Source organism: Allokutzneria oryzae, assembly GCF_042429765.1.
Classification (GTDB): domain Bacteria; phylum Actinomycetota; class Actinomycetes; order Mycobacteriales; family Pseudonocardiaceae; genus Allokutzneria; species Allokutzneria oryzae.
In genome coordinates, this window is record NZ_JBHLZU010000006.1 from 33,675 (window position 1) to 48,367 (window position 14,693).

15 protein-coding genes are annotated in these 14,693 nt (G+C 71.9%); 14 read left to right on the top strand and 1 reads right to left on the bottom strand.

Annotated features, from left to right (window positions below; translation table 11 throughout):
* The first annotated feature begins 25 nt into the window (after window positions 1-25).
* The 11 genes from ACFFQA_RS07020 to ACFFQA_RS07070 are packed head-to-tail and all read left to right on the top strand — an operon-like array spanning window position 26 to window position 12,201.
* Window positions 26-1,384: a SagD/YcaO family ATP-dependent cyclodehydratase gene (locus tag ACFFQA_RS07020; protein ID WP_377850838.1), complete on the top strand. Its 1,359-nt coding sequence runs from the start codon at window positions 26-28 to the stop codon at window positions 1,382-1,384.
* A gap of 49 nt (window positions 1,385-1,433) precedes the next feature.
* On the top strand, window positions 1,434-2,081 hold the full coding sequence (locus ACFFQA_RS07025; RefSeq protein WP_377850839.1) for a hypothetical protein: 648 nt from the start codon (window positions 1,434-1,436) through the stop codon (window positions 2,079-2,081).
* Window positions 2,082-3,542: a hypothetical protein gene (locus ACFFQA_RS07030; RefSeq protein ID WP_377850840.1), complete on the top strand. Its 1,461-nt coding sequence runs from the start codon at window positions 2,082-2,084 to the stop codon at window positions 3,540-3,542. It begins immediately after the preceding gene.
* Complete coding sequence (locus tag ACFFQA_RS07035; RefSeq protein WP_377850841.1) at window positions 3,539-4,108, top strand: nitroreductase family protein; 570 nt, start codon at window positions 3,539-3,541, stop codon at window positions 4,106-4,108. The genes ACFFQA_RS07030 and ACFFQA_RS07035 overlap by 4 nt, the downstream gene beginning before the upstream one ends.
* A 23-nt stretch (window positions 4,109-4,131) precedes the next feature.
* Complete coding sequence (locus ACFFQA_RS07040) at window positions 4,132-5,430, top strand: YcaO-like family protein (protein ID WP_377850842.1); 1,299 nt, start codon at window positions 4,132-4,134, stop codon at window positions 5,428-5,430.
* Between the two features lie 8 nt (window positions 5,431-5,438).
* Complete coding sequence (locus tag ACFFQA_RS07045; RefSeq protein ID WP_377850844.1) at window positions 5,439-6,029, top strand: TOMM precursor leader peptide-binding protein; 591 nt, start codon at window positions 5,439-5,441, stop codon at window positions 6,027-6,029.
* Window positions 6,026-7,339 (top strand): hypothetical protein, encoded by a 1,314-nt coding sequence (locus ACFFQA_RS07050; RefSeq protein ID WP_377850845.1) that lies wholly within the window; start codon window positions 6,026-6,028, stop codon window positions 7,337-7,339. Before ACFFQA_RS07045 ends, ACFFQA_RS07050 begins: the two co-directional genes overlap by 4 nt.
* Complete coding sequence (locus tag ACFFQA_RS07055) at window positions 7,336-7,935, top strand: hypothetical protein (RefSeq protein ID WP_377850846.1); 600 nt, start codon at window positions 7,336-7,338, stop codon at window positions 7,933-7,935. The genes ACFFQA_RS07050 and ACFFQA_RS07055 overlap by 4 nt, the downstream gene beginning before the upstream one ends.
* A complete protein-coding gene (locus ACFFQA_RS07060; protein ID WP_377850847.1) occupies window positions 7,932-10,361 on the top strand; it encodes a lantibiotic dehydratase family protein in 2,430 nt (809 codons plus the stop codon). Before ACFFQA_RS07055 ends, ACFFQA_RS07060 begins: the two co-directional genes overlap by 4 nt.
* Window positions 10,358-11,194 carry a thiopeptide-type bacteriocin biosynthesis protein gene (locus ACFFQA_RS07065; RefSeq protein ID WP_377850848.1) on the top strand — a complete coding sequence of 279 codons (837 nt, stop codon included), beginning with the start codon at window positions 10,358-10,360 and terminating at the stop codon, window positions 11,192-11,194. Before ACFFQA_RS07060 ends, ACFFQA_RS07065 begins: the two co-directional genes overlap by 4 nt.
* Window positions 11,194-12,201: a helix-turn-helix transcriptional regulator gene (locus ACFFQA_RS07070; protein WP_377850849.1), complete on the top strand. Its 1,008-nt coding sequence runs from the start codon at window positions 11,194-11,196 to the stop codon at window positions 12,199-12,201. Before ACFFQA_RS07065 ends, ACFFQA_RS07070 begins: the two co-directional genes overlap by 1 nt.
* Before the next feature lie 285 nt (window positions 12,202-12,486).
* Here ACFFQA_RS07070 and ACFFQA_RS07075 read toward each other — a convergent pair whose 3' ends face one another.
* Window positions 12,487-12,696, bottom strand: a complete 210-nt coding sequence (locus ACFFQA_RS07075; RefSeq protein ID WP_377850850.1) for an ImuA'/RecA-like NTPase — start codon at window positions 12,694-12,696, stop codon at window positions 12,487-12,489.
* A 425-nt stretch (window positions 12,697-13,121) separates the two neighbouring features.
* Between ACFFQA_RS07075 and ACFFQA_RS07080 the strand changes: the two genes are divergently transcribed.
* The 3 genes from ACFFQA_RS07080 to ACFFQA_RS07090 all read left to right on the top strand — a co-directional run bounded on the left by ACFFQA_RS07080 (window position 13,122) and on the right by ACFFQA_RS07090 (window position 14,676).
* Complete coding sequence (locus ACFFQA_RS07080; RefSeq protein ID WP_377850851.1) at window positions 13,122-13,598, top strand: TspO/MBR family protein; 477 nt, start codon at window positions 13,122-13,124, stop codon at window positions 13,596-13,598.
* Between the two features lie 37 nt (window positions 13,599-13,635).
* Window positions 13,636-14,352 (top strand): AfsR/SARP family transcriptional regulator, encoded by a 717-nt coding sequence (locus ACFFQA_RS07085; protein WP_377850852.1) that lies wholly within the window; start codon window positions 13,636-13,638, stop codon window positions 14,350-14,352.
* Window positions 14,353-14,472: 120 nt separating this feature from the next.
* Window positions 14,473-14,676: a hypothetical protein gene (locus ACFFQA_RS07090; protein ID WP_377850853.1), complete on the top strand. Its 204-nt coding sequence runs from the start codon at window positions 14,473-14,475 to the stop codon at window positions 14,674-14,676.
* Window positions 14,677-14,693: the final 17 nt, after the last annotated feature.

Consider the following 14,693-nt stretch of genomic DNA (forward strand, 5'->3'; position numbering starts at 1 on the left):
ACCCGCATTCGAAAGGAGCCCAGTCATGCCGCCACCCCGCACTGCGGCCGGAGCGAGCCCCGAAGCGCGACGACTGCGCGAGCAGCTCAGCCCGCTCGTGGACCAGGCGGTCGGCCTCGTGGCCGAACCCGGTCTGCTCCCGTTCCCACTCGGCTCCGGGGTGATGCCCATCGCGACCGCGCACGTCGGCGACGCGGGCGCGTGCATCCCGGCCATCCGCCGCTACGAACGGTGGCTGCGGAGGGAGCCAGAGCAGCTGGACGGCAGCGGCGGGGGCTTCGACGTCGAGCTGGCCAAGTCCGTCGCGGTGGCCGAAGCGCTGGAACGGTACTGCTGCTCCATGTACGACCCGGCGGACCTGCACTGGGCGACCGCGCTCGAACTCGGCGACGAGGCGCTCGACCTGGACACCCTCCCCCGGCTGTCGGAGACCGAGCTGGCGCTGCCAAGGCAGGGCGTCCGCCCCGCTGCGAAGGACGCCAGCCGCCACTGGGTCCGCGGCGTCCGGCTGCGGGACGGGAAACCCATGTGGGTCCCCGCGATGCTGGCCTACCTCTTCTTCGTCCCCACCGAGGAGGAGAACCTCGCCAACCCCATCACGACCGGCTGTGCCGTCCACACCGATCCGGTGCTCGCGATCGTCAAGGGCCTCGTCGAGGTGGTCGAGCGGGACGCCACGGCGATCGCGTGGCACCAGCGGCTCCCGCTGCCGGAGATCGAGCTGGACACCGGCGGCCCCGAACTCCACCGGCTGATCGCGGCCTACGGGCGCAACCCGCACGTCGACGTCCGGCTGTTCGACGCGACCACCGACATCGGGGTGCCGACCGTGTTCGCCGTCCGGATCGACCGGCGCAGCACCGCGCTGCGGCACGTCGCGATCTGCGCATCGAACCTCGACCCGGAGCTGGCCGCCGTCAACGCGGTCCGGGAGGTGCTGTCCTGCCACATCTCGTTCCAGCACCAGGTCGACGAAGCACCCGCGCGCGCCGAGGACTGCTATCGCACCGTGGACGGCGCCCTGTTCACCGCGCACGCGGATCGGGCCGAGGCGTTCGACTTCCTCCTCTCCGGCACCACGCGGCGGCCGCTGTCGGCACTGCCCACGCCGCCGAAACGCGATTCGGCGGAGTCGTTGCGCTGGCTGGTGGGCAGACTGGCCGCAGTGGGCACGGAGGCCTACGCGGTCGACCTCACGACCGACGAGGCCCACTCGGTGGGTATGACCTCGGTCAAGGTGATCGTGCCCGGACTACAGCCCATGTCGTTCGTGCGCACGGCGCAGTACCTCGGCCACCCCCGGCTCTACGCCGCCCCGGCGGCCATGGGCTACCCGGTACGGGACGAGGCGGACCTCAACCCCTGGCCCCAGCCCGTGGCATGACGCCCGCGACCCCGTCACCCGTCGGCACCTTCCCGCGAGAGGACATCCCGTGAGCATCCTCGTCCTGCACGACGACGATTTCGGTGCGGCCGTGGCCTCACGGCTGTGCTCGGCTTCCTCGGACGCGGCCGCCGTCCGGCTCGACGACTGGCCCTGCCCCGAGGAGCTGGACAGCCTGGTCGCGACCGCCCACCAGGTCGTGTTCGCCTGGAGCCGTCCCGTCCAGCGGCTTGAGTCCGCTGTGGACAGTGCGGCGCTGCGGCACGGCGTGACGTTGCTGCCCGTTGTCGCCGAGGGCATGGCGACGCGCGTCGGGCCGCTGCTCACCCCGCGCACCCCGGCGACCGTCGACTGCTACTACCGCAGGCGTGCCCAGCGCGCGGGCGCGCACAGCCGCCTCGGTGCGGTGCACACCCACTTCGACGACCATCCGACCGGCGAACCCGCCGGATACCTCGCCGCGACGATCGCCACCGTGTGCGGCCTGGCCCGGCACCTGTTGCGCGCGTCGGCGGACGAGGACACAGCCGACCAGGCACGGCTCGTCCTGGTCCACCCCCTCACCGGCGAGGCGGCCGGCTCGGTGCTGCTCGGCGTGCACGGCAACGCCCGCTCCCGGGCACCTTTCCCGCCCGAGCAGAGGACTTTCGCGCGGTTGCGCGGAATCGTCCGGGACGCGATGGAGGTGAACGCGTAGATGGCAACGCTCCTGCACCGGCACACCGCTGCCGAAGCCCTGCACGAAACCGGCTCCGTACCCGGCACGCACCTCCCCTGCCTCCTGCCCGGCATCACGCTCGTGCCCACCCCGACCGGATTGGTGGCCTACGGCGGCCTCCACCCCCAGGTGTTCGGTGGGAAGTCCGCCAGCACCGTCCTGCCCGCCGTGCTGCGGGCGATGGACGGCACCCGGACGACCGCCGACATCGCCGAACGACTCGGACTGCCGCAGTCCACAGTGGACGCCGTGTGCGCGCTCGCGCGCAGCCGCCACCTGCTCGGCTCCGGGCCATCGCCCCGCGAACACAGCGGCCGCTGGCTGGTCCGCGCACGTGCCACGACGGCGACCCCCGAGAACACGAGCCGCGCCCCGGCCCAGCAGACCAAGGTGCGAGTCACCGGTGATCTCGTACTCGCCGGCGAGCTGGCGACGCTCCTCACCGCCGACGGCGCGGACGTCGCGGTCGTGGACTGGGCGGGAGAAGACTTCCCGCCCGGGACGGCCGACCTCGTCGTGGTCGTGCTCGCCCAGCCGGAACCCGTGGAGGTGCTCGCGTCGTTCGACCGGTCGCTCGCCGCGGCGGGAGTGCCGTGGCTGCGCGTCGTCGTGGGTGCCGAGGGCGCGGAGATCGGTCCCCGTTTCACCGCGCGCGACGAACTGCGCTACGCGTCGTGGTGGCCGGTCAACCCGCCCCGCGCGTCGCGGGAAGCCGCTCTCGAGGTCCGGCAGGCCGCGCTCGGCTTCGCCGCCTTGGAGGTGATCAACCTCGTGACCGCGGCGGGGAGCCCGCTCTCCACGACCGCCGTCGCCGAGTTCGACGCCGCGACCGGAGCGTGCCGGCCCCGGCCGCGCGCGCCACGCCCGGCGGACGGGGACTCGTCGGTCTGCCTCGCGGTGGACTACATGGCGCGGCAGTCCACATCGGACACCTCGGCGCCGAAGCTCCGTTCTCTGCCCGAACCCGACCCGATGACGGTCGAGCCGCCGGCATGCCCAGACCTCGCGCGCCTGCTGCGCGCCGCGTTCCCCGATGCCGACGACCAGCACCTCAACGCTTATCTGCTGGTTCCACCCGGTTCGGGATGGCCCGCTGGTGCGCACCTCTACCGTCCAGGTCAAGGCGGGCTGCTCGATCTCGCCGGTGTCGCCGACGAACGGGCCTGGCTGAGTCAGCACGCGGACGGCGCCGCCGCGGCGATCGTCGTGTCGGTCACGGTGCCGCGCGGCTCGGGTGCCGCGGTGATCCGGGATGCGTTGCTGGACACCGGATCCGCAGTGCAGCACCTGACCTCGGCGGCCCGTGACCTCGGTTTCCGCGTTCGTGACGACGTCGGCGGATCGCTGGGCGAACTCGGTGACGCTCTCGGCGTCCTTCCGCACGCCGAGACGCTGCTCGACGTCGTGGTGCTGGAGCGAGTGCCAGGAGGCAGGCGATGACCGCAGAAGCACGAAACCAGCGGTGCGCTCCGGAGAGCCCCACGGATCTCCTCGAACTGCTGCGCGACGAACTCGCCCACGAGCCGCTGCCGGGCACCACCGGGTACTGGCCGGTCTCGGACCAGCCCGGCACCGGGAGCGTCCGGCTGGTGCCCGGCACGCTGACCGATGACGGAGTCGTGGCGGTCCTCAGCGGGACGACTCCGGACGGCGGCGATCTCCGCCTCACCGTCGCCATCCGCGACGTCGACGGCCTCGCCCCGGGGTGGTACGAGTTCCGCGACGGCTCGTGCCGCGCCATCGACGATCTCGGCGAGCCCGACGGCGACCACCCCGCGACCGTGTACCTCTGCGGCCGGGGCGATGCCGTGCTCGGTGACGGCGTCCACGCGTGGCGCCGAGTCCTGCTCGCGGCGGGTGCCGCCCGGGCGGTCGTGGAGTCCCGCGCCCGTGCTTTCGGATACGCGCTGCGTCCCGTGCCCGCGTCGTCGGCCCCGGGGTCCGGCGGGCGGGATTTCCTCGTCCAGGCATGGGGTTTCGGCCCGGCGTCCGTGGACGGCACCTGATGCACCCCGATTCCCTTGCCGGCATGAGCGCCCTGGTCTCGCCGTACGGCCTCGTCGGCCGGACCGGCGTCTCCGCCGGGTACCAGGGGGAGCCCCGGATCCCTGTGGCCGCCGGGACCCTGGGCGAGATCGGCGAGGCCCTCCCGCACCTGGACGGCTGGCAGCCGTCCCTGACAGCGGACGGGAACTACGACGGCGCGGGCGGGGATCTCGACCCCGGGCGCGCCGAACTGCTCAGCGTCGCCGAGTCGCTGGAGCGCTACGCCACCCTCGCCGTGCCCGAGGACGTCCTCGTCACCGCGAGCGCCGACGAGCTCGGGCCGGACGCCGTTGCCCCGGAGGAGTGGCCGCGGGCTTCGGAAACCGAGCTCGGCGCGCCGGGATTCCCGCTGACCCGGCCGGACGGCGGGGCCCGCATCCGTTGGGTCCGCGCGTGGTCGCTCACCCACGAACGGCCGCGGTACGTGCCCGCCCGGATGGTGTGGCTGCGGATGGAGCCCTGCTCCCCGGCGGAGCTGTTCACCTTCGGCAATCCCAGCGGCAGCGCCGCGCACGCCGACTACCCGCGCGCGGTGCTCGGCGGGTTGCTGGAGGTCGTCGAGCGGGACGCGCTCATGCTGACCTGGTTGCACCGGCTGCGGCTGCCGCGGCTGGCGGCCCGGCCGGAGGACCTGCCGGCCTCCTTGCGGCCCTACGCCGAACGCACTCACGAGGCCGGTCTGGAGACTGTGGTCTTCGACGCCACCACCGACTTCGGCGTGCCGGTGTTCTTCGCCCTGCAGCTCGCCGAACACGACGGGCTGCTCGCACAGCTCGTGGCCACGACGGCGGGCCTCGACCCGGCGGCCGCGGTGGCCAAGGCACACCGCGAGCTGGCCATGCTGCGCGCGGCGCTGCGGGCCAACGCGCCCGCGGACACCGCGGCCGTGTCGCCGGAAGGGGTCTGCGGCGGCGCCTACCGCAGCGGCAAGCCGGAAGCCAGAGGGCACTTCGACTTCCTGCTCGACGGGCCGCGCCCCGTGCGCGCCCTCGCCGAGCTGCCCGGTCCGGACAGCGACGATCCGCTCCGGCAACTGGACTGGGTCGTTTCCCGGCTGCGCGCGCGGGGCGCGGAGGTGCTCGCCGTCGACATCACCCCGATCGAGGCACGCGCTGCCGGGGCCGTCGTGGTCAAGGTGCTTGTGCCCCAGGCGGTTCCGCTGTCGTTCGGCACCACGGTGCGCATGCTGGCGACCCCGCGCCTGTACACGGCACCGGCCGCGATGAACCACCCCGTGCTCACCGAGGACCAGCTCAACCCGCTCCCGCAACCGATGGCATGAGGACCGCGATGGAATCCGTCTTCCACACCTCGCCCAGCGGCGTCAAGCTGCGGCTGTCCGGCGCGGGCGCGTTCGGGAGCCGCGTGCTCGCCGCACTCGGCGACCGGACCTCCGGCGACCCGCACCTCCTGGCCGGAGTGGCCCAGAGCGGGCACCGCGATGTGCTGGACGCGGTCGCGCGGGAGGCGGAGGCACAACGGCTGCCCTGGATCCCGCTGGTGCTGGACGGGTCCTCGCTGCGGTGCGGCCCGGTGGCCGGGCCTGGGCAGGGTCCCTGCCCCGACTGCGTGGAACGGCGGCGTCGTCAGCACTCGCCGCAGGCGAAGCTGTCCGCCCTGCTGCCGCCCGCCGAGGAGCACGCGTTCCTGCCCGAGCACATCCCGCTCGCGGCCGCCCTGCTGCACCGCGCGGCGCACACCTTCGTCCACTATGGACAATCAGCCGCGGTGTGCGAGGTCGACCTGGTCCGTGGCACCTTCGAACAGCATCGGGTGGTGGCTGTCCATGCCTGCCCGCGCTGCGATCCTCCCGGGTCGGCAGAGCGGTCCTGGGACCGTCTCGCGGTCGCACTGCGCTCTGCCGCGGAGGTGGCCGGATGACTGTGATCCGCCGCCGCGGCCTGCGCACGGCCGTGCTCGACGACACCCTGTTGCTGGGCGGCTCGGTGCCTCCGGCACGGCTGCGCGGCACAGCGGCCACGACACTGGTGCCCGCCCTGCTCGCCGCCGCTGACGGCGTCCGCGATGTCCCGCGCATCGCTGAGGCGATCGGAACGCCGGAACGGCACGTCGAGGCCGTGCTGTCCCTGCTAGCCCGGCACGGCGCCGTGGAAACCGCCGCTGCGGCACGCGAGCCCGATTCCACTGAAGCCGGATTCTTTGCCCTGGTGGCCGGACACCGCGCCGACCCGCGCAGTGGAGAAGCACTGCGGGCTGTCTTCGCCCGAACGGCCGTCGAGGTGGTGGGGGACGACGCATTCGCGGCCATCGTGCGCGCCGGATCGAGCACCCGCGAACGCCATCACCCATCGGGCGGGTCACTCGTCATCGGAAGCGACGCCGGGAAACTGACCAAACGCTGGCATGCGGGTGCGGTCGTGCTCCCGGTGCGGGCAACCGGAACCGAGCTCGTGATCGGACCGGTCACCCACCTCGGCACAAACCCCTGCCCGCACTGTCTCATCGAAGGCACCAGTGAGCCCGGCTCGCTGCCCGCCGCGCACCACGGTCTCGCGGCGGCGCTCGTCGCGGCGCGGATCCCGGTGCTCGCCACCGTCGGCCACGACGACGTCACCTGGTCGCAGGCCCAGCACCTCGACCTCGAATCCGGCCGAACCCGGCTCGTGGCCCGGGCCAGCCGTCCCGGCTGCCCTTCCTGTTCCGTCCTCATCGACTCCGCACCCAGCCGGGCGAGTGCGGCCTCCCGGTACGAGGCCGCGCTCGGCCCGGTCACTCCCGCGCCCAGCACGCCCGCACCGCTCGTCGAATGGCCACTCGCCCGCCGCGTCCCCGCCGAGGGTCTCGCGGCGGAGGTCCAGCGGGCGTGGTCGGGGAACACGGTCGCGTCGATGCACTGCCACCTGCTGCTCCCCGACGGCGAAAACCAGGGCGTCTTCGGGGTGCTTCGCGACGAACCGGAACTAGCCGTGCTGAGCACCGCGCCGATGTCGCCACCCGGGCTGGTCGTGCTCACCGGAGCCCTGGCGGCGGCCGCATCGTGGTCTGGCGGTGCGGCCCTGCACGAACTGCTCGTGGAGGCGGGCTGGGCGATCGAGCGGATTCGGACCTGCCTCGGTGGACGGGGGAAAGTGCTCGACGCCTGGCCCGACGGCGACATCTCCCGGCTGCTGAACGTGGACCCGGCGGCCGAACCCGTGCTCGCCGTGCTCGCGATCGGGGACGCGTCGTGATCCCGCGGCCGGAGATGACCGAGGTGCTGGCCTCGTTCGGCGTGGAGGACGGGCGCGTGAGCACACCGTCACGGCACCGCCCGCCCACCGGCCGTTCCGTGACGTCGCACGCCCTGCGCGGGGAGTCCGCCCACGGCGAGCTGAACCTGGCGGTCCTGCGCACGATCCTCGCCCAGGGCAGGCAGGCGGTCGGTAGCGGGTCCTGCGAGCTGGTGGTGTCCGCCCGCGACGTCGCGGGCCTGCCCGACGGCATCACCGTGGCGCACGAGGACGGGGCGTTCGGCCTCCTCTCCCCCGGGCACCACGATCTCAGGCCCCGCTCGGCCGTCCTGTCGCTGCTGGGCGACATCGAGACCGCGGTGGCCGAACACGGCGGCCACGGCTACCGGCTCCTGCTCACCACCGCGGGCAGGCAGTGCGCGGCGATGAGCCTCGCCGCCGACTCCGCGGGTCTGCGCGCCGAGCGCTGCCGTCCCCTCGCGACTCACGAGCTCAGGCCGCTCGCCCCGGTCGACGGAGCGGGCCGCGCCGTCCTTTGTGGACTACTGCTGCTGGCCGCGCCGATCCGGCCGGCCGGCCAGGAGGAGAGATCATGACCAGTCGTCTGGATGTCGTTCCGGTTTCGCCGCTCCGCCGTTCCCCGGATCCCGCCGCCGTCTTCGCACCGTGGACGCTCGCGCGGGTCGCCGGTCTGCCCGCTGACACGTGTGACCTGGTCAGTGCGGAGACCGCAGATCTGCTGGAGCGCTGTGAAGCACTCGCGGCGGAGTTGCCGACGGTGGGTGAACCAGTCGCGAACGCCTGCTATGACCTCGTTCCGTCTCTCGACGACGCGCCGATGCTGCGCCGTCTCGCACTGGCGGTGAAACGGGCCGCGCACAAGGGCTCCGACCTCCCGAACGACGCCGAGGACCTCACCGCGCACCTGCCCGCGCGAGTACGGGGCACGTTCACCCTGTACCGGTGGAAAACGGCCGAACTGGCCCGGTTGCGCGAAGAACTGACCGTGTCCGTCGCTTCCGACAGCGAACGCGCACGTGCGTGGCTGATCGCTCAGCTCAAGCACGATCCGTTCGTCCGGTCCCTCGCCCTCGCCGCCCCGGGATGGGCGAGGCATGGTCTGGCCAAAGCACGGACCGGCCGCCTCGACGCCCGCAACCTGCGCACGTTGTACTCCTACGTCACCCGCACAGCACTGAAGACGAGCCCCTACGCGCAGTTGACGACGGTGGCCCTGCCAGGCGTCGCGAGCACGGAGATCCGCAGCTACGCCGGAGCAGCCGTCGCCTACACGGCCCTGCACGCCGTGGCCCGCGATCGCGAGCTTGCTCGCCTGCTGCGCTACCGCGTCGCACCGCACACGGCCCGGACACCGGGCGGCTTCCTCGTGCACGGCCACGCCGAGGGGCTCGGCCATCTTCCGTGGATGTCCGCTTCGGTCGCCCACGACGATGCTGCGCCGGCCTGGTTGTTCGCCGCCGACAACGAACACGACTACCACCTCGGCGACCTGCTCACCCTCCTGGGAGGCAAGGACCCGTGGGCCCGGTACCTGCGCATGCTCGACAGCGGATGGATCTTCCCGGTCGCCTGCTGGCCGGGCACCGACCCGCTTGGCAGCCTGCTCTCCGTCCTGGAGGGCACCGAGACCGACCACCCGTTGACCCGTCACGTCCGACAGGTGCAACGCGCTGCGCGTGACGTCGCCGGCTCCACGGTGACGGACCGAACGGCAGCGGTCGCGACGGTGCAGCAGGCGCAGACGGAGTGGCGCGCCATGAGCGGGCTCCGCCTGTGGACACCGGACCTGGTCTACGAAGACGCGGCGACCGGCTTCGCCGTGCCAGATCCACTCGATGCCGAAACAGGTCTTGAACTGACTTCGTTCGCCGAGGACATGCGACCGCACGTGTTCCGGAGCCACCTCTACGACTTCCTGCTCGAAGCCTTCGTGTCCCGGTTCGGCCGGGGTGGCCGCTGCCATGACGTGTTCGGGTTCCTCGCCGCGCTCACGGTTGAAGACCGCGCGGCCCAGCCGATGGCCCAGGCGGAAGCACGAGACCGCGAGGGCACCGACTCGGCCGGACGAGCGCACCTCCCGGTCGGGATCACCAGCGCGCCGCCCACGACGGCCGTGCTCGTGCAGGTGGCCGACACCGAGCGGGGCCGGTTCCTCGTGGTGAACCAGCTCTGCGATGGCGTCGGCGGCCTGGTCAGCAGGTTCACCGGAGTCCTGGGCGACCGGCTGTCCGGGGCCCTGCACGAGTGGTTTTCCGCGCTGTGGCCGGATGTCGCGCACCACGAGATCGTCCCCAGCCGGGCGTGCACCACGGCCCAGCACACCTCCGCCGGCCTGCTGCCCGCGCTGACCGTGCCCGGGGACGGCATGTCCGCCAGGCCCGGCGACCTCCTGCTCGAAAGCACCACGCTGGTACACGACCCGGACCGGGACGTCCTGGAGCTGCTCGGCCCCGACGACCGCCCCGTCGGCCTGGCCTACCTCGGGCTCGTCCCGACACACCTCAGCGTCGGCCTCCATCGGCTGCTGAGCGCCCTCGCCAACCCCTGGGTGCTGCCGAGGGGCTACGGGGACCGTCCTTTCCTCACCGCGCCACGCGACACGACCGAAGTCGTGGCGCTGCCCCGGAGAACCGTGGGACGCACCGTGGTCGAACGAGCGAGCTGGCTGTGCCCGGTGGACCGTCTTCCCTTGCCCCGCAAAGGAGAAAGCGAGAGCGACATGGTGCTGCGCGCGAACCGGTGGCGACGCGAGCACGGCATCCCCGCCGAGGTGTTCTGCCGACGGGTAGAGGACTTCACCGCGAAGCCGCTGTGGACCGACCTCCGCAGTGCGGTCTCCCTCGCCGTGCTCCGGCAGGAGCTGCCGGAGCACGGCTGGGTCAGGGTCACGGAGGCACTGCCGGGCTCCCGCGAACACTCCCTCCGCTCACCGTCCGGCCAACGGCTGGCGAGCGAGTACGCGGTCGGCCTGCGCTGGCCGCGACCGGGAGCGACGGCATGACCGGCCGCGAGTGGTGGTTCGCCAGCGTCTACCCCGGCACGCCGTCCGCCATGGACGCCGCAGTGGCCGGAGCAGGACGCTGGGCCAGGCAGACCGTCCACGACATTGGCGCCGACTGCTGGTACTTCATCCGCTACGTCGACCCCACCGGCGTCCACGTCCGCCTCCGCATCCGCGCGCACCCGGACGCGCTGGACGGGCTCGCCCACCGGAGCGGCCCGCTCCACGAACTCGCCGACAGCGCGGATCCGTCCCCGTCGGCCACCGTGCACCGGCGGCTCATCCCTGAAGCCGGAACCCTCGACGTCTCAGGCCCTCCCGGCGTCCGGCTCGACGTCTACGAACCAGAGCTCGACAAGTACGGCACCGACCACCTCCCCGACGCCGAGCGGTGCTTCCAGGAGTCCAGCGAGCTCATGCTTGACCTCGACACCACCACGAAGCCGGCGACCGGCGCGCGTGCCGCCCTCGCTGTCCACCTGATGCGCCAGGCAGCGAACGCGGTGCTCACCGACGCCGAGATCCGCGACTTCTGGCCGTATCACCGCGCGTACTGGGGAAACAGCCTGCGCCCGCTCAGGCTCACGAAGGAGGCGTTGCGCTCCCGGCTTGCCGTGGTCACCCGCGCGATGGAAGACACCCCACCAGCCGACGGCGAACTCGACCGCCTCGGCAGCTGGAGCGACGCACTGGCACGCCGGATCCACGCCGCTGGGCCGTCCCGGCGCGTGCACCTGTTCTTCCACCACCTGCACATGAGCATGAACCGGCTGGGCTACCTGCCCGCAGAGGAGGCCATGCTCGGGCTGGTCGCGAGCGGCGGAGGCATGTGATGACGACCGACGCGGACCCGACCGTGGCCGGCACGTGGCTGAGCACCGAAGCGCTGGAGCTGTACCGCAGGATCGTCCTCGACCCGGGCAGCCTCGGCGTCGACACCGGCTGCGGCCGCGGTGACGACCCGACTGCGGCGATCACTCAGCTCGCCGACGTCGGACTGATCCGCCCCGCTCCCGGATCCGGCTGGGAAGCGGTCAATCCGGGCCTCGCCGTCGACACCCTCATGCGCCAGGCGCAGACCGTGCTGACCGAGCACCGCCATCGGATCTCCGCGCTCGGGCACAGCTACAACCTGCTGCACCGGGCTTTCGCCGAGCGGACCACGTCATCGGCCCTGTTCGAACCGGTCGCCGACGAGCACGAAGCCCACACGTTCCTGTCCGACCACCTCCGCGCGAGCCCCAACGACGTCTTCGCGTGCTCGGCCGGCCCCGGCACGCGCTTCGCGGACAGCGGCGTCGACGCGGTGCTTACGCCTCGGCTGATCCCTCCGGGCCGCCACCTGCACCTGGTCGTGCCAGCCGGCCCGACCGGGTCCGCTCTCCACGCCGCGTTCGCCGCAGAACGCCGGGTGCGGCTGCGGACATGTCGGCAGGTCCCCGTCACGGCGGTCATCGTCGGCGACCGTGCCGGGGCGGTGGTGCTCCCGCAGCTCGCGTCAGGCGCTTCTTGCACGCCCCACTCGGCGAGGCGGCAGTTCTACGTCTACGAGCACCCCGGCGCGCACGCACTCGTCAAGTCCCTTTTGGACTCCCTGTGGTCCTTTTCGGACCAGGCCTGCGACCAGGTCCCGCCCTGCTCCGGAATCCAGCGGTCCATAGTCCGCCTGCTGGCCATGGGCAAGAAGGACGAGCACATCGCCCGCGAACTCGGCGTCGGGCTCCGCACCGCGCGCAAGCACATCGCCAACATCCTCACGGCGCTTGGCGCGCGCAGCAGGTTCGAAGCCGGTGTGCTGATCGAACGGCACGGCTGGCTGGACAAGCAGACCTCCGACTGACGAAAACCCCACCAGGAGCGGCGGAAGCGGCGCACTCCGATCCGCCACAGCACCGCCTTCAGTTCCTGCTTCGGTGGACATGTCGAGTTCGTGCCCACACCGTTGAACAATGCAGTCGCCGACGGGGGACCGCGCCCCTGCGGTGATCTAGGGAGCCTCGACCACCAGCGATGGCCAGTCCAGCGGCTATGTGCTCACGCCTCGTCGTTACGAAGACGACGCGACTGGATCATGGGATGAGCAGATCGCCGCGGGCGCGCGGCGACGGGTTCGAACGCGGCGGCGTCACGGTCCGGATCCGCTGGTGCACCGCAGCGCCACATCAGCGGACGGCCACGGCCCCAACGGGAGCAGCACCGCGCCACGCTGCCGCGCCCGCACCGCCGGTGTCCGCTGCTCGGCCACGCCCAGGGAGCGGGGACCGGTGAAGGCGGCCAGGTCCACGCCGTCCACGAGCGCGGCCACCACCGCGGCGGGCACACGCAGCTCCAGCACGCCGACCACCGCCGCCCAGCTACCAGCGGCGGTGACCGGTGCGGGTGCCCGAACAGCTCCGGCTGAACCCCGTCTGGCGGCGCGACGAGGTCGTGTCCTGTACGTAGTAACACCACCTCACCACCCCTCTCCCTCGTGCCCCTCAATTCGCGTTATGGAGCCTTAACGCGAAATGAGAGCGCTCTTTTGCGCGCTAAGTTTCCAAAAAGCGAAAACCTCGACCACGCCAGCCCACGTCGGCGCGCGCACGGGGGTACGAGTGCGGCGCGCCGCCTCGGGGCATCGGGACGACTTGCAGGACAGGCGCTAGCCACGGCAATCCGGGCCCCGCACGGCTCCGAACAGGTCGGTGAACGCTCTCGCGTTGCGACTTGTCGCGAGCCGAGCGGGTACCACTCCGTTGACCCGAGCCCTTGGAGATGGACATGTCGATGGCAGTCCGCACACCTTCGCCACCTGTTGCCCTGGCGGGCTTCGGTGTGGCCGTGGCACTGGTCGCCGTTGTCGGCGCTCTGTCGTCCGGCGACGCGGCAGGGACCTACACCGCCCTGCGCCAGCCCGACTGGGCGCCTCCTTCCTGGCTTTTCGGACCAATGTGGACGGTCTTGTACGTGCTCCTCGCGCTGTCGGGTTGGCTGTACTGGCGAGCCGGTGCGGCCAAGAGCGGCCTGATCGCCTATGCCGCCGGGCTCGTGCTCAACGCCGCATGGAGCCCGTTGTTCTTCGGCAACGGGCTTCGGACTGTCGCGCTCGTTGACATCATCGCCCTCGACATCGTCGTAGTGGCCTGCATCTGGCTGTTCTCCCAACGCTCCCGCGCCGCCGCGCTGCTCCAGGTTCCCTATCTGGCATGGATCCTGTTCGCCACAGCGCTGAACACGGCGCTGGTCGTCCTGAACTGACTGGTCACCTCACTCTGCCCGCGCGCATCTGGGCGAGTTGACGACGCCGATCGCCGCTGTACGCATCGGGCACGAGTCGGAAAGCGACCCGCGGGAGGTGCGGGTGTGCCTGGTGGAGTTCCGCCTGTTCGGCGGGGTCGAGGCAGTGGTTCGTGGGGCTGGCCTGCCGCTCGGGCATGCGCGGCGAAGCTGCTGCTCGTCCAGGTCAACAGAGTGGTTCCAGTACCCGCGCTGCTGGACGACGCGTGGGGCGAGGACCCGCCGGGCCTCGCCCCACGAGACCCTCCGCAGCCATCTCTCCCGCCTGCACAGCACGCTCACCCCGGCCGGGATCACCATCACCCGTGCCGACGCTGGATACCGGCTCGCGGCACCCGCGCACACCGTGGACCTGCACGCGTTTCGCGCGCTCATGGCCGCCGCACACTCCGCGGAGGAGCCGCTGCCGCTGCTGGAACAAACCCTGGCGGTGTGGCGCGGCAACGAGCCTTTCGCCGGTCTGACCGCATGCGGTCTCGACGACCTGCCCGCTCCGCTCGCCCAGGAACGGCGTTGCGTTGAGCTGGACCGTGGCCGCCACAACGAACTGCTGCCGGAACTGGTGACCGGGGCGACCGCCGCACCGCTGGCCGGGCACCGCCTTGACAGACAGGCCGACGCGCTCACCCGTTACCAACAGCACGGCGCCCTAGCCGCGGAACCCTCTTCCCGGCTCCCCAGCACGCCAGCCAAGCGCTTGCGCGTTGCACATTAGGGCAACGGATCAGCCACAGGTCTGCCCAGAGCTGCCTCGCGGATGAGGCGGGGAAAGCAGCAAGGTCTGAGACCGAACACCTCCCCTGTTCCGCGAGATCCATGACGTTTGGGAAGTGACATGTCGAATCTGTTCTCGTTCGCCTCCGCTCGCCAGCTGACCGCGGAGGAACTCCAGCTGACCACGCCGGAGGACACCGGCCACTACGACGCTGACGCACAGACGTGGACCGGTGGGTCTGAGGCGGCTGCCGGGCCGTGCTCTTTCAGCAACTTCTACCCCTACACCACCATCACGCGCGGCGACTACTGGACCACGTGCTGAGCGGTTCTCCGGGAAGG

Bases quoted from the DNA above. Each gene is read 5' to 3' on its own strand.
- ACFFQA_RS07040 (WP_377850842.1), top strand. From the start codon at position 4,132: ATGAGCGCCCTGGTCTCGCCGTACGGCCTCGTCGGCCGGACCGGCGTC.
- ACFFQA_RS07090 (WP_377850853.1), top strand. From the start codon at position 14,473: ATGTCGAATCTGTTCTCGTTCGCCTCCGCTCGCCAGCTGACCGCGGAG.
- ACFFQA_RS07045 (WP_377850844.1), top strand. From the start codon at position 5,439: ATGGAATCCGTCTTCCACACCTCGCCCAGCGGCGTCAAGCTGCGGCTG.
- ACFFQA_RS07020 (WP_377850838.1), top strand. From the start codon at position 26: ATGCCGCCACCCCGCACTGCGGCCGGAGCGAGCCCCGAAGCGCGACGA.
- ACFFQA_RS07080 (WP_377850851.1), top strand. From the start codon at position 13,122: ATGTCGATGGCAGTCCGCACACCTTCGCCACCTGTTGCCCTGGCGGGC.
- ACFFQA_RS07030 (WP_377850840.1), top strand. From the start codon at position 2,082: ATGGCAACGCTCCTGCACCGGCACACCGCTGCCGAAGCCCTGCACGAA.
- ACFFQA_RS07050 (WP_377850845.1), top strand. From the start codon at position 6,026: ATGACTGTGATCCGCCGCCGCGGCCTGCGCACGGCCGTGCTCGACGAC.
- ACFFQA_RS07065 (WP_377850848.1), top strand. From the start codon at position 10,358: ATGACCGGCCGCGAGTGGTGGTTCGCCAGCGTCTACCCCGGCACGCCG.
- ACFFQA_RS07070 (WP_377850849.1), top strand. From the start codon at position 11,194: ATGACGACCGACGCGGACCCGACCGTGGCCGGCACGTGGCTGAGCACC.
- ACFFQA_RS07060 (WP_377850847.1), top strand. From the start codon at position 7,932: ATGACCAGTCGTCTGGATGTCGTTCCGGTTTCGCCGCTCCGCCGTTCC.
- ACFFQA_RS07035 (WP_377850841.1), top strand. From the start codon at position 3,539: ATGACCGCAGAAGCACGAAACCAGCGGTGCGCTCCGGAGAGCCCCACG.